General features: G+C 54.6%; 12 protein-coding genes. 9 read left to right on the top strand and 3 right to left on the bottom strand.

What is annotated here, in order from left to right:
• From C5O24_RS14295 to C5O24_RS06755, 5 genes are all read left to right on the top strand, one after another.
• Nucleotides 1-270, top strand: a 270-nt coding sequence (locus C5O24_RS14295; protein WP_205961076.1) for a hypothetical protein, incomplete at its 5' end; no start/stop codon positions are given.
• Nucleotides 271-468: 198 nt separating this feature from the next.
• Nucleotides 469-1,449, top strand: a complete 981-nt coding sequence (locus C5O24_RS06775; protein WP_107681617.1) for a Fic family protein — start codon at nt 469-471, stop codon at nt 1,447-1,449.
• Between the two features lie 15 nt (nt 1,450-1,464).
• Nucleotides 1,465-1,668, top strand: coding sequence for an ATP-binding protein (locus C5O24_RS06770; protein ID WP_237613037.1), 204 nt, complete (start codon nt 1,465-1,467; stop codon nt 1,666-1,668).
• Nucleotides 1,669-1,737: 69 nt separating this feature from the next.
• Complete coding sequence (locus tag C5O24_RS06765) at nt 1,738-3,429, top strand: RNA/DNA-binding domain-containing protein (RefSeq protein ID WP_107681616.1); 1,692 nt, start codon at nt 1,738-1,740, stop codon at nt 3,427-3,429.
• Between the two features lie 477 nt (nt 3,430-3,906).
• Nucleotides 3,907-5,064, top strand: coding sequence for an MFS transporter (locus C5O24_RS06755; RefSeq protein ID WP_107036456.1), 1,158 nt, complete (start codon nt 3,907-3,909; stop codon nt 5,062-5,064).
• 29 nt (nt 5,065-5,093) lie between these two features.
• Here the strand turns inward: C5O24_RS06755 and dgt are convergent, their stop codons facing one another.
• The gene (gene dgt, locus C5O24_RS06750) at nt 5,094-6,431 is read right to left on the bottom strand and encodes a dGTP triphosphohydrolase (protein ID WP_107036466.1); all 1,338 of its coding nucleotides are present in this window, start codon (nt 6,429-6,431) and stop codon (nt 5,094-5,096) included.
• Between the two features lie 19 nt (nt 6,432-6,450).
• On the bottom strand, nt 6,451-7,428 hold the full coding sequence (locus C5O24_RS06745; protein ID WP_161553834.1) for a diacylglycerol/lipid kinase family protein: 978 nt from the start codon (nt 7,426-7,428) through the stop codon (nt 6,451-6,453).
• Nucleotides 7,429-7,478: 50 nt separating this feature from the next.
• Here C5O24_RS06745 and C5O24_RS06740 point away from each other — a divergent pair, with 50 nt between their 5' ends.
• Nucleotides 7,479-9,197, top strand: coding sequence for an ArnT family glycosyltransferase (locus C5O24_RS06740; protein ID WP_107036458.1), 1,719 nt, complete (start codon nt 7,479-7,481; stop codon nt 9,195-9,197).
• A 13-nt stretch (nt 9,198-9,210) separates the two neighbouring features.
• Here C5O24_RS06740 and C5O24_RS06735 read toward each other — a convergent pair whose 3' ends face one another.
• Nucleotides 9,211-10,188: a PhoH family protein gene (locus tag C5O24_RS06735; RefSeq protein ID WP_107036459.1), complete on the bottom strand. Its 978-nt coding sequence runs from the start codon at nt 10,186-10,188 to the stop codon at nt 9,211-9,213.
• A gap of 254 nt (nt 10,189-10,442) precedes the next feature.
• Between C5O24_RS06735 and C5O24_RS06730 the strand changes: the two genes are divergently transcribed.
• From C5O24_RS06730 to C5O24_RS06720, 3 genes are all read left to right on the top strand, one after another.
• A complete protein-coding gene (locus C5O24_RS06730) occupies nt 10,443-10,820 on the top strand; it encodes a hypothetical protein (RefSeq protein ID WP_107036460.1) in 378 nt (125 codons plus the stop codon).
• A gap of 79 nt (nt 10,821-10,899) precedes the next feature.
• On the top strand, nt 10,900-11,748 hold the full coding sequence (locus C5O24_RS06725) for a peptidylprolyl isomerase (RefSeq protein ID WP_371131578.1): 849 nt from the start codon (nt 10,900-10,902) through the stop codon (nt 11,746-11,748).
• A partial coding sequence (locus tag C5O24_RS06720) for a M16 family metallopeptidase (protein ID WP_107681614.1) occupies nt 11,745-12,941 on the top strand: 1,197 nt, incomplete at its 3' end. The genes C5O24_RS06725 and C5O24_RS06720, both read left to right, overlap by 4 nt.

Below are 12,941 nucleotides of genomic sequence, written 5' to 3'. Positions count from 1 at the left end.
ATTTGTGTCTATGGCTTATCTCTTGGAAGAACTGATGCTTACTGGTGGGATGCAATAGCACAGACTCTTCTGACAAAAGATGCCAGATTACTATTTTATGCCTATGACGATGAAGTACCTCTTTATCGCCCCCAATTAATAAATCGAATGAAACGGCGATGGAAGAACTCTTTTCTACAATCTACTAAACTTACGGAAGAAGAAAAGAAGAAGATTTCAGAGAAAATATTTGTTGTAAATCGCCCAACAGTTTTTGACATTAGATTATAGGTTTATGAGCGAGTTTGACGAGTACATAAACAGAGACAGAAGGAGAAGGCGATTATGGATAGCGGACAGATAATATTATTTCAGACGCTGGTTGGCGAGACGAAGATTGAGGTTCGGCTTGCCAATGAATCTGTGTGTGTTTCACCGTCGATTATTTAGCATAAATTCAATCACCCGATTAATTAAATAGAGAAAGATATGCAAACGCCTCCTTTTATAGTGTCGCCATTGGCAATAAATCTCATTGCGGAGATTTCGGCTTTGTTGGAACGATATGCCATCGCGCTTGAAAACGAAGACGGATTGCGTCTGCGCAAGGCGAACCGCATCAAGACCATCCACAGTTCTCTTGCAATTGAAGGCAATACGCTGTCAGAAGATGAAGTAGCCGATATTATCAACGGCAAGAATGTCGTCGCCCCGATTCGGCAGATTCAAGAGGTGAGGAATGCCATAAAGGCGTATGAACTTTATGGCACGTTAAATCCGTTCAAAGAGGCTGACTTGAAGAAAGCTCACTCAGTTATGATGGAGGCGTTGACCGATGATGCCGGACGATACCGCAACGCAGGCGTTGGCGTTTTCGGCGAAAAGGGTTTGGTACACATGGCTCCGAGTGCGTCGATGGTGCCTCAGCTTATGGGAAACCTGTTTGAATGGCTAAACAGTTCCCAAGACCATCTGCTGATTCGGTCGTGCGTATTCCATTACGAATTTGAGTTCATACATCCGTTTAGCGATGGCAACGGACGCACCGGGAGACTTTGGCAATCGCTCATATTGGGCAGGCTGAATCCCGTTTTTGAGCATCTGCCGGTAGAGAATATGGTTTTCTCCAATCAGCAACGATACTACGATGCTATTGCCGCATCTACTGCTGCCGGACAATCGGGGCCGTTCATTGATTTTATGCTGACAGAAATCCGTGACACACTGGAAAAGCATAAAACAACAGAGAAAGTTCCTAATAAAGTTCCTCACAAAGTTCCTAATAAATCGGAGACCCATATCCTTGAATTATTGCTGAAATCGCCGCATATAACGGCAGCTGAAATTGCCTCAGAAATAGGGATTACCGACCGTGCAGTAAGAAAGATTATAAGTGCCTTGAAAGGGAAAGGGCTTGTGGAGCGCGTCGGAAGCAACAAATCTGGCTATTGGAAAGTGAATCTCAAATGAAATTTACTATTGATTATGAATGAGAATTATTTCATCGACATATTTCAATCGCTGATTTCGCATAAAGAAAGTGAGGTCGTGGAGTTCAAGAAGGCGGAGAACAGCTTTGACTTCGACGACTTGGGCAAGTATTTCTCGGCGTTGAGCAACGAGGCGAATCTTCGTGGGCTTGATTTCGCATGGCTGATTTTTGGCCATGACGAGAGGAAACTACATTAAGAACAGAACGATTATATTATGATGGACGATGATTTCTAAGTTGTTTATGCATTAAAAGAATATTTTGATATGGCACTACCGATCAATATAGAAGATTTACTCAACAAGCGTAAGGTTGAATCCAACCGCATCGAGTTTAAGACCGGGTGGAATCCTGATAAAATCTACCATACTGTCTGTGCTTTCGCTACGGATCTTGAGAATACTGGTGGCGGCTATATCCTCGTCGGCGTTGAGGAGGAAAACGGTGTGGCCAAGCGTCCGGTAAAAGGTCTGAACGAAAAAGAGATTGATGATATTCTTAAGGATATGGTCGGGTATGACGCAAAGATTGAGCCTGCATACATGACAAAGGTATCTCCTGAAATCGTTGACGGGAAGCCAATTCTTGTAATATGGGTGCCATCCGGCCTTAATCGGCCATATTCGGTTATGGAGAGTGTTGTCGCAAAGAAGTCAACACCCAAATTTTATGTGCGCAGCAAATCCTCAACCATTGAAGCCAAAGGAGAGATTCTTGATCAGGTGAGAGCCCTTGCCAATCGTGTGCCATTCGATGAGAGAGGCAACGAGGCAATAAAAATCGATGATATATCGGGTATGCTTGTATATGAGCATCTCAAGACGGTGAAAAGCAAACTTGCGGAAAACTTTATCAGCCGCTCGCTGATAGAGATCCTTGACGAGATGGATCTATTGACCGGACCACAGGAAAATCGCCTTATCAAGAACGTTGCGGCAATGATGTTCTGCGAACACCCCGAAAAGTTCTTCCCCGTAACCCAGGTAGATATTGTGATATTCCCGGAAGGAAGCATTGAGAATCCTGATTTAATGATTGAGGCACCAAGGATTACAGGCCCCGTTCCCAAAATGATTAAGGATGCTTTGTCATACCTGCGTACTAATGTCATAAAGAAAAAGATAGCCAAACCATCTGATCGCGAGGAGTCGGATAAGACATTTAATTATCCCTATCAGGCATTTGAGGAATGTATCTCAAACGCGCTTTATCATCGTGACTATCAAGAGCGTGAGCCGGTTGAGATTACCGTTGAGCCAACTCATGTCGACATTCTGAGTTACGCAGGGCCGGACCGCTCCATAAGCAGCGACGCTATAAAAGCGGCTAAGAAACTTAAGGCGCGGAGATATCGAAACCGGCGACTTGGAGATTTTCTTAAGGAACTTAATCTGACTGAGGGTCGTGCCACCGGCATACCTACCATACAAAAAACTCTTAAAGACAACGGATCTGCTCCGGCCACTATCGAAACAGATGATGACCGCACATACTTCTTAATGACAATCCCATGCAGAGATGGCTTCGCAAGTAAACTGTCTGAAGACGATTTTGGCGGAAATAACAATTGGACTAACCGACTTGGACAAACACTTGGACAAACATCTGTCCAAGTCCAAGAAGCTATAAAACAAAGTATTATAACTAATAAAGAGCAACTTGGACTGTTACTTGAACAGATGACTGTAGAAGTATGGAATAAGTCCAAAAGGAAAGAAGACATCTCAAAAATGTCAGAATATGTCATAAATATACTTAGTCTCCTTAAGGAGAACTCATACTCGGCAAGTTCATTAATCAAAATCTTGGATTTCGGAGACTCAAAGGATTTCAAGAGAAAACTACTTAATCCTATGCTCAGCTTAGGGTATATCAGCATGTTATATCCTGATAAGCCCACAAGTGCAAAACAGGCATATCGGTTGACCACCATCGGATTAAAGCTATTCGGCTCATGAGCATTGATATTGTTTTTGTCTTTCCACCAAATAATGAGTAGAGAAATCAGTACTACTCCAAAAATGAGTAGAACATCAACAACATAGAATATTCAGGACGACTATTTGCGCTATGACACGACTAAAAACACAACTACTTCAGGTATTAGTCGTATCAGTAGTCGTAATCCGACCGAAAAGGCTTCTAATCCGACCGTCTTCATGTCATCCGACCTAAAAATCGGTCGGATGACTCTTGTCAGTTCGCAGTATTATCGCTAATTATGTCTTCGAAAGCAAGCCCGATGAGGCTATAAATGGAGGCTGCGACAGCCTCGGACAACAAGACTGGACGGTTCTGCCAAGTCAATGACTGACCAAAATTAGGGTTGAACCATTTAAACTGCAACTCCTTAGTCTGGCTATAGTTGCCAACACTGCATCGAAAAATCCGAAACAGCAATACACACATATATCACAGCTTGTAACACTGTCTGTATGAATCACCGTAAAGCTCTTATAGCGCTTGCGCTGGGCACGTTTGCCCTCGGAGTGGCCGAATTCGGCATGATGGGCGTGCTCGGCGACGTGGCACGCGGGGTCGACGTGTCGATCGTCAAGGCCGGACACCTGATCTCGATATATTCGGCAGGAGTGGCCTGCGGTTCACCGGCGCTCGTACTGCTCCACCGCATGCCGCTGCGACGGCTCATGATACTCCTTGCCGCAATGATACTTCTCGGCAATCTTCTCGCGGCTATATCGGTCGACTTCACCATGCTTCTATGCTCACGACTCATCTCCGGACTGCCCCACGGCGCATATTTCGGCGCCGGAGCGATCGTATGTTCGCGCCTCGCCGCCAAAGGCCACGGAGCGGCGGCCGTAGCCGTCATGATCGGCGGAATGACGATAGCCAATCTGGCGGGAGTGCCACTGGCCACGCTCGCCGCCAATCTCGCCGGATGGCGATATCCGTTCGCCATAGTGGCCTTCATGGCCGCGCTTGCGCTCGCATGCCTCTGCCGCTGGCTTCCGTCGATAGAGCCACTCCCCGACACCGGCATCAAAGGCCAGTTCGCCTTCCTCCGCTCATCAGCTCCGTGGCTCATCTACGGCGGAGTCTTTTTCGGCCAGGCGAGCGTCTATTGCTGGCTGAGCTACATCGAGCCTATAATGACACGTGTGACCGGATTTTCAGGCGCGGCAATGACCTACGTCATGGTCATCGTCGGACTCGGCATGGTGGCCGGAAATGCTGTCGCGGGCCGTCTTGCCGACCGCCACAGCGTATCTGTTGTGTGCGGGCTGCTTGCCGCCGCCATGGCCATTGTCATGCCGGCGATATATCTGCTCGACGCGTTCAAGATACCGTCGCTCCTGCTGGCTTTCATGGCATCCTTCGGACTGTTCGGCATCGGCGGACCGCTTCAATATCTCATAGTGCGTTTCGCCAAAGGGGGAGAAATGCTCGGAGGAGCGGGCATACAGATCGCATTCAACGTGTCCAACGCCGTTTCGGCATGGATCGGAGGAGTCGCCATCGGAGCCGGATGGAGTCTGAGTTCCCCGGCGCTGGTCGGAGTGCCGTTCGCTTTGGCAGGAACCACTTTCCTCTGGCTGCTCCACCGCCGCTACGGCCATGAGGGAGCCTGACGCCTGCAAGACACCTCAACGCAGAGACATTAGTTGTTGATCTTCAGCGACATTCCATTAAGACGTCGGTACAGATCGAGCGCATAGACATCGGTCATGCCCGACACATGGTCCACCACCGCCTGCACCTTGCCGTAGAGCGTAGGAGCGTCCACCTCATACTGGTGCGGCACCTTCGACAGCAACAGCTGCGAATAGTTCAGCTCGGGATAGCGCACGGCATGGATCAGCTTTTCCATCAGAAAAGTGATTATCGACGTTCCAGCCAGCTCCAGATCCACCACGTCGGGGGTCTTGTAGATCTTGTCCCACGACAGAGCGTTGCAGGCCCGGTAGCCATCGCGTTCGCGTTCAGGAATATGCTCCACGAGACACCCCTCGAAGTCACCGGCGAGTATCGCCTCCTCATTGTCGGTGAACGTGCGTGCGCAGGCATTCACAAGCACCCCTATCACGCTCGACCGCAGATAACCGATCTTCTCGTTGGGGTCATCCACACGCTCCATATTGTCCACGATACGGCTCCGGCGCTCCGGCTCGAAAAACGACAGCAACAGTTCGGTCACTTCGCCGGTGGCGAGAAGCCCGAGTTTATGGGCGTCCTCGAGATCCATCACCTCATAGCATATATCATCGGCAGCCTCCACAAGATATACAAGCGGATGACGCGCATAGCGCAGCGATCCGTCGGCCGACGGACGGCGGAGCATCCCCAGCTCGTCGGCCACGCGGCTGAAGTCGGCCCTCTCCGAAGTGAAGAATCCGAATTTGTTTTTTTTGCCGGCAAGCATCGATTCATAGGGATATTTAACTATCGATGCCAGAGTGGAATATGTCATTGCGAAGCCCCCCGGACGACGCCCCTTGAAGCGGTGGGTGAGCAGACGGAAAGCATTGGCGTTGCCCTCGAAATGGGTCAGATCGGCCCACTGTCCCGGAGTCAGCTCCGACTGAAGCTCACGCCCGGCACCCTCGCTGAAAAATGTCGATATGGCCTTTTCGCCCGAATGGCCGAACGGCGGATTGCCAAGGTCATGAGCCAGACATCCGGCGGCAACGATCTCCCCGATAGCGTCGATCTTGCCCGCCCAGGGCTGCGCGCCATGACGCTCGCGGAGCACGATGGCGGCCTCGGTGGCGAGAGAGCGGCCCACACAGGCCACTTCGATCGAATGCGTCAGTCGGTTGTGCACGAAGATGCTGCCCGGAAGCGGAAACACCTGCGTCTTGTTCTGCAGACGCCTGAATGGCGACGAAAACACCAGCCTGTCATAGTCGCGCTGGAAGTCGCTGCGCACTCCGCGGCGCGGATCGTGATAGTCTTCAAGCCCGAAGCGCTTGTCGCATATCAGGCGGTTCCAGTCCATTTTCATCGTAGTCGGTATTTCAGCGCAGGCTGGGGTGGAATATACGGTTGATCGAATAGCGCGCCTCGCGTATCATCGAGGCTATCGGGGTGATTATCGGCCTGAACGGTCGTTCGTCGGGATTGGTATAGAGCCATAGCTGTCCGGGATGGCAGCGCACTTCGAGGGTTTCGCCGAGCGCCACAGGCTCGCCGTCGATATGCGCAGGCCCGGGATGTTTCCGCTCTATGGTGGCCGACGACACCCGTATAGTGTCGACCAGAGCGTTGCGGTAGGTGTAGCCCGTAAGCATATCCACCCCCACGAGCATCGTCGACAGCGGGTTGCCGGCATGTATTATGGTTATGTCGAGCAATCCGTCGGTCATGGTGGCACGCGGGGCTATATAGGCGTTGTTGCCATACTGCGAGGCATTGCACACCGCCACAAGAAACGCCTGTTCGGTGATTATCTGTCCGTTGGCGCGGATAGTGTATTCATCGGCGTTGTAGTTGACAAACTGCCGTATCGTGTTGTTGACATAGCTCACCAGGCCGCGGTGCTTGCCACGGGCGAAAGCGTCGCTGACCGCGGCGTCGAAACCCACGCCGAACGTGCAGAAAAACGACTGACCGTTGACCGAACCGTAATCGCACGCCACCGGGCAGTCGCGGCCTATGATTTCGAGCGACGCGCGTATGTCCACCGGTATGTCGAGATGACGGGCCAAACCATTACCCGATCCGCAGGGAATGATTCCCAGCTTCACCCGCGAGCCGCAAAGCGCCGAAGCGGCCTCGTTGATCGTACCGTCGCCGCCGGCGGCTATGACGGAGTCAAAACCCTCCTCGGCGGCGCGGCGCGCCAGACGGGTGGCGTCGCCGTGGGCTGTGGTCCAGGCCGTTTCTACTGTCAGACCGTTATCGGCCAGACGCGAGGCCACAAGAGCGTCCAGGCCGCGCTTGTTGCCCGTGCCGGAGATAGGGTTGATTATGAGCAGACATCTTTTCTTGTTCATACAGCGTGCAAAGTTAGGCATTTGTCGCCAAATATCACTAAATTTGCCGCATGATTAAGTCACTCACGCTATATCTGCGCCGCCACCCGGCGCTGCTTGTCGGCCTGCTGGCCTCACTGATGTTTCTGCCATGGCTCGGGCTGCCTCTGTTCAACACCAAAGGTGAGCCGCGCGAAGCCATTGTGGCCGTATCGATGCTTCAGAGCGGCGACTGGGTGCTGCCGGTGTCGTTCGGCGGCGACATCCCCTACAAGCCGCCATTTCTGGCATGGTGCATAGCGTTGCTGTCGTGGCTGGCCGGAGGAGTGAGCGAATACACCTCACGACTGCCGTCGGCTCTGGCCGCGATAGCCCTTGCCGTCGCCACACAGCGGTGGGCACGCCGGGGAGGAGCGTCGGCCGCGGCATCGGCTGTCACCGCCATTCTCACCGTCACATGCTTCGAGGTGTGGCGTGCCGCGTCGGCGTGCCGTGTCGACATGGTGCTCACCTTTTTTATGGCGTCAGCCACGATGGCTCTGAACCGCTATATCGACGGACCGATGCGCCGCATCCCGTGGGGCGCCGTGGCGCTGATGACATGCGCCGTGCTTACCAAAGGCCCCGTAGGAATGTTGCTGCCGTGCCTCGTGGCGGGAGTGGCCGGCCTTGTTGCCCGACGGCCTTTCTGGCCATTGTTCAGAAGTCTGGCGCTGACCGGACTGCTGGCGCTCGTCGTTCCGGCGCTTTGGTACGTGGCGGCGTGGCGGTCGGGAGGCGATGAATTCCTGCGCCTGGCCATGGAAGAGAATTTCGGCCGCATGACCGGCACCATGTCCTACGACAGCCATGTGCAGCCGTTCTGGTATCCGCTGCTGACCATTCTCTGGGGCTGGGTGCCCTACACACTGCTCGCCCTGATGGCGCTGACAGCCGTCAGCTGGCGTCGCCCGTCTCTAGGATCTTTCTCGCCGTCAACGCTTCTGACCCGGCTACGCGCTCTCCCTCCGCTGACGCTCTACAGCGCCGTGGCGGCTGCGGTCATAGTGATATTCTTCTGCATCCCCAAGAGCAAGCGCAGCGTCTACCTGCTGCCGGCATATCCGTTTATTGGCTATCTGATGATGCTTCTGGTAGAGCGGATGCGCCGCGAGGCTCCGATGCGATGGTTCGTCGCCACGGTGTCATCTCTGGCCATACTTCTGCCGGCAGCCGTATGGATCTCGGCTATGCTCCCGGGAAGCGTCGCCGCATCCATGTCGCCCTCCGCCTCCATCCAGTTCTCGGCCATCGCCTCGGCCGCCCTGAGCATCAACGGGGTGTGGGCGCTCCCGCTCTGCCTTGTCACAGGCCTATGGGGATGGAGCGAGCTCCGGCGCGGCGCTCCGCGGCGGCTGCCGGCGGCAATGATCGCTACCGTGACGGCTATTCTGCTGTCGCTTTCGTCAGCCATACTGCCGCCGGTGCTTTCGGCCAAGAGCGACAAGCCGCTGGCCGAAGCCGTATGCGCGACAGCGCCCGACGGACCGGTCTACGAATTTCATACCGACCCGCTGATAAGATACTATACTGTCAATTTCTACATCGGCGACCGCATGCGGCTCTTCGCGCGGGAGATGCCCACCAACGGATGGATCATCATCGACGAACCCGACATCGAGGCATGGCGCGAAGCCTACGGCGACGCATACACCCTCACCGAAGTCACACCATGGCACCGACGCAGCTGCGACACGCGCCGTCAGCCCCACCTGATGAGGTTTGCACGGCGTCAGGCTGCGACCTTATGACAGCGACACGCTTTCACTCTGATGCCGGCGCACCTGCCGCACTGCTTTCGGCCGAAGCCGAGTCAAAGCGCTCATAGGCCTCCACTATCCGCTGCACCAGCGCGTGGCGCACTATATCCTTTTTGCTGAACTCCACACGTCCTATCCCCTCCACTCCGCGGAGTATCTTCAGAGCCTGCACAAGCCCCGACTGCGTGGAACGCGGAAGGTCGATCTGCGTGGCGTCGCCGGTCACTATCATCTTGGCATTCATGCCCAGGCGCGTCAGGAACATCTTTATCTGGTGGGTGGTAGTGTTCTGAGCCTCGTCGAGCACTATTATGGCATCGTTGAGCGTACGGCCGCGCATGAATGCCAGCGGAGCTATCTGTATCACCCCGGTCTCCATATATTCCTTGAGCTTCACGGCCGGTATCATATCCTCCAGCGCATCGTAGAGCGGCTGCAGATACGGATCGATTTTGTCCTTCATGTCGCCGGGCAGAAAACCGAGTTTCTCACCGGCCTCCACAGCCGGACGCGACAGTATTATCCTCCGGGCCTCCTTGTTTTTCAGCGCCTTGACGGCAAGAACTATCGCTATATAGGTCTTGCCGGTACCGGCCGGCCCCATGGCGAATGTCAGATCGTTGCTTCTGAACGCGTCGACCAGACGCTGCTGGTTGGGAGTGCGTGCCGAGATCGGCTTGCCGTTGACGCCGAATATGATCACTCCGTCCGACTTCACGTCGCGGGGCTTCTCGCCGCGCACTATGTCGATGATCACATCCTCGGTCAGCTTGTTGTATTTCAGACAGTAGTCCTCAAGTTCATGGATCTTGCGCTCGAACTCGGCTGTTTCATCATCGTCGCCTATGACCTTTATTACCGTGCCGCGCGCGGCCATGCGCAACTTCGGAAACAGATTGCGCACCAACTGCATGTTGCAGTTGTTGACACCGTAGAAACTCACCGGATCCACCCGGTCGATAATGACTATTCGCTCTATCATTTATGCAGTTTTTCTCTATCTCGTGTTAAATTCAAACATACTCCTCTTATAAAATGCCACAAAGTTAACATTTGTTTTTTACACTGTCAAAGTCCGTGGCGATTATCCCCGCGCACGCACCCGCGCCTATGATGAGGTTACATCTCCGATCCATACACGCTCCATCCATCCGCTCAGCATTCCGAAAATAATTGTCGGCAATTTGGGGCGGTTTCCGCGAAAAGTGTTATATTTGTGGCGAAACATATAGAATTATGGACGAAGAACTGAAAAAACGGCTCGCCAAAGACACCGACGGCCTGCTTACATACGAATATATCGCCAACCATATCGGCGAATGCGACGACATCATCGGCCAGCTCGTCGACAATATGATCAAAGTCGACCCCAACGGCCAGTTCACCGTCAGCGCCGCACGCTATCTCGCCGCAATAGGCCGCGAGAAATACGCCCCGCAGATCGATGCACTGATAGCCGCCGCCATCGACAAAGACCGCGAGCGCCGCTACATCGGCGATCTGCTCCAGAGCATCTGGGGCGACGACTACGCGCAGCGCGCCGAAGAGCTTTCGGCCTCCGACAACAACTTCCGTCGCATCTACAAGCGGCTCTTCCCCGCATCGGCCATTTAATCTATCCACAAAACGTTCACCAATGATGCGGAAACGATTCTTGCCCTCTCTTCTCGTTGCCGTAGCCATGGCCACAGCCATGACATGCGGAGCGACGGACATCCCTCATATCCAAAATTCAATTACAATGACACAACACCACGACACCACGGCCGAAAACAGAGCTGACGACGCTATCGTCGACATACACACCACCGCCGGAGACATCCGCGTGCGCCTCTACGGCGACACGCCGCGCCACCGCGACAACTTCATCCGCCTCGCATCCGAAGGATTCTACGACGGGGTGCTCTTCCACCGCGTGATCAACGACTTCATGATACAGACCGGCGACCCCGACTCGAAAAACGCACCCAAGGGAGCTATGCTCGGATCGGGCGACCCCGACTATCAGCTCGACGCCGAATTTGTCTATCCGCGCCATTTCCACAAGCGCGGAGCACTCGCGGCCGCACGTCAGGGCGATCAGGTCAACCCCGAGAAAAAATCGAGCGGATCGCAATTCTATATCGTTACCGGCAAGACCTACAATGACGCACAGCTCGACCATCTGGACCGCCAGCGCGCAATGATGCAGCAGAAAGCCATATTCGACCGGCTCGTTGCCGAACAGCGCGACACCATCATGGCCATGCGCCGGGCACGCGATCAGGCCGGACTCCAGACTCTTCAGGAAAAACTCATCGAACGCACCGAGGCCGAAGCAGCTACGCTCGCACCCGATACCCTTACACCCCGGCAGCGTGAAGCATACCGCACCGAAGGCGGCACGCCGCATCTCGACGGAGCCTACACCGTGTTCGGCGAAGTGATCAGCGGAATGGACGTTGTGGACCGCATACAGAAAGCCGAAACCGACGCCAACGACCGCCCTGTCGACGACATCCGCATCACATCGATGGAGATTGTCGAGCCTCAACGACGATGATCCGGTCATCTTCGGCTACGCTCGACAACGGTCTGCGGATCGTGCACCACGCCGACAGCTACACCCCCATGGTAGCCGTCGACCTGCTCTACGGCGTAGGAGCGCGCGACGAAGACCCCGGGCACACAGGCATAGCGCATCTGCTCGAACACATGATGTTCGGCGGATCGGCCAACGTGCCCGACTTCGACCGCCACACCGAACGCGCATGCGGATGGAACAACGCATGGACAAGCAACGACTTCACAAGCTTCTACTCTGTAGTCCCGGCCGAAAATATCGAGACAATCTTCTGGCTCGAGAGCGACCGGATGCTACAGCCCTCGTTCACGTCCGAGACATTCGACGTGCAGCGTCAGGTGGTGATCGAGGAGTTCAAGCAGACATGCCTCAACCGACCATACGCCACACTCGGCCACAGCCTGCGCGCACTGCTCTATCAAGTGCACCCCTACAGATGGCCGACGATCGGGCTCACACCCGACCACATAGCATCCCTGACGCTCGACCGCGTCAGAACCTTTTTCCACGCAAATTACACACCCGATCGGGCAGTGCTCTCGGTAGCCGGAAACATAGCGTTTGAGCGCGTCGTAGAGCTTGCCGACAAATGGTTCGGCAACATACCGCGCGGCAATGTCCCGCGGCGCATACTGCCCGCCGAACCGCTCCCCCGGGCGCCACGCCGTCTCACGGTCAATGGCGCCAACGAGCCGCAGACATCCATCACCATCGCCTACCCCATGATGGCTCACGGATGCGAAGGCTACGAAGCCGCCGACATAATCACCGATATACTCGCCGCCGGACGCGCATCGCGCTTCCACCAGAGCCTCATAGCCCAAGGCAACGTATTCACCGAAGCCGACGCATCAATCCTCGGCAGCGACCAGCCGGGCTACATCATGGTCAACGGACTCATAGCCCCGGGCATAGACAACCCCGAAGAGCAGGCCGAGCAGACACTCCTGCAGCAGCTGTCCAGACTCACCGACGACGGCATTACCCCCCATGAACTTCAGCGCGCCGTCAACCGATTCGAAAGCCGCTTCAGATACTCCAAGGCAGGCATTCTCGCCAAAGCACAGGCACTCGCCAAAGCCGCCATGCAGGGCTACGACATCAATTCCGTCACAGCCCGCTACCGCGCCCTTACCGTCGACCACGTCAACGCCACAGCCCGCTCCCCGTCT

The organism is Paramuribaculum intestinale (assembly GCF_003024925.1).
Taxonomy (GTDB): Bacteria; Bacteroidota; Bacteroidia; order Bacteroidales; family Muribaculaceae; genus Paramuribaculum; species Paramuribaculum intestinale.
This window is presented reverse-complemented; position numbering and strand designations above follow the sequence as displayed.

Excerpts from the sequence above, each read along its gene's own strand:
- C5O24_RS06775 (WP_107681617.1), top strand. The coding sequence starts at position 469 with ATGCAAACGCCTCCTTTTATAGTGTCGCCATTGGCAATAAATCTCATT.
- dgt (WP_107036466.1), bottom strand. The coding sequence starts at position 6,431 with ATGGACTGGAACCGCCTGATATGCGACAAGCGCTTCGGGCTTGAAGAC.
- C5O24_RS06770 (WP_237613037.1), top strand. The coding sequence starts at position 1,465 with ATGAATGAGAATTATTTCATCGACATATTTCAATCGCTGATTTCGCAT.
- C5O24_RS06725 (WP_371131578.1), top strand. The coding sequence starts at position 10,900 with ATGACATGCGGAGCGACGGACATCCCTCATATCCAAAATTCAATTACA.
- C5O24_RS06755 (WP_107036456.1), top strand. The coding sequence starts at position 3,907 with ATGAATCACCGTAAAGCTCTTATAGCGCTTGCGCTGGGCACGTTTGCC.
- C5O24_RS06765 (WP_107681616.1), top strand. The coding sequence starts at position 1,738 with ATGGCACTACCGATCAATATAGAAGATTTACTCAACAAGCGTAAGGTT.
- C5O24_RS06735 (WP_107036459.1), bottom strand. The coding sequence starts at position 10,188 with ATGATAGAGCGAATAGTCATTATCGACCGGGTGGATCCGGTGAGTTTC.
- C5O24_RS06745 (WP_161553834.1), bottom strand. The coding sequence starts at position 7,428 with ATGAACAAGAAAAGATGTCTGCTCATAATCAACCCTATCTCCGGCACG.
- C5O24_RS06730 (WP_107036460.1), top strand. The coding sequence starts at position 10,443 with ATGGACGAAGAACTGAAAAAACGGCTCGCCAAAGACACCGACGGCCTG.
- C5O24_RS06740 (WP_107036458.1), top strand. The coding sequence starts at position 7,479 with ATGATTAAGTCACTCACGCTATATCTGCGCCGCCACCCGGCGCTGCTT.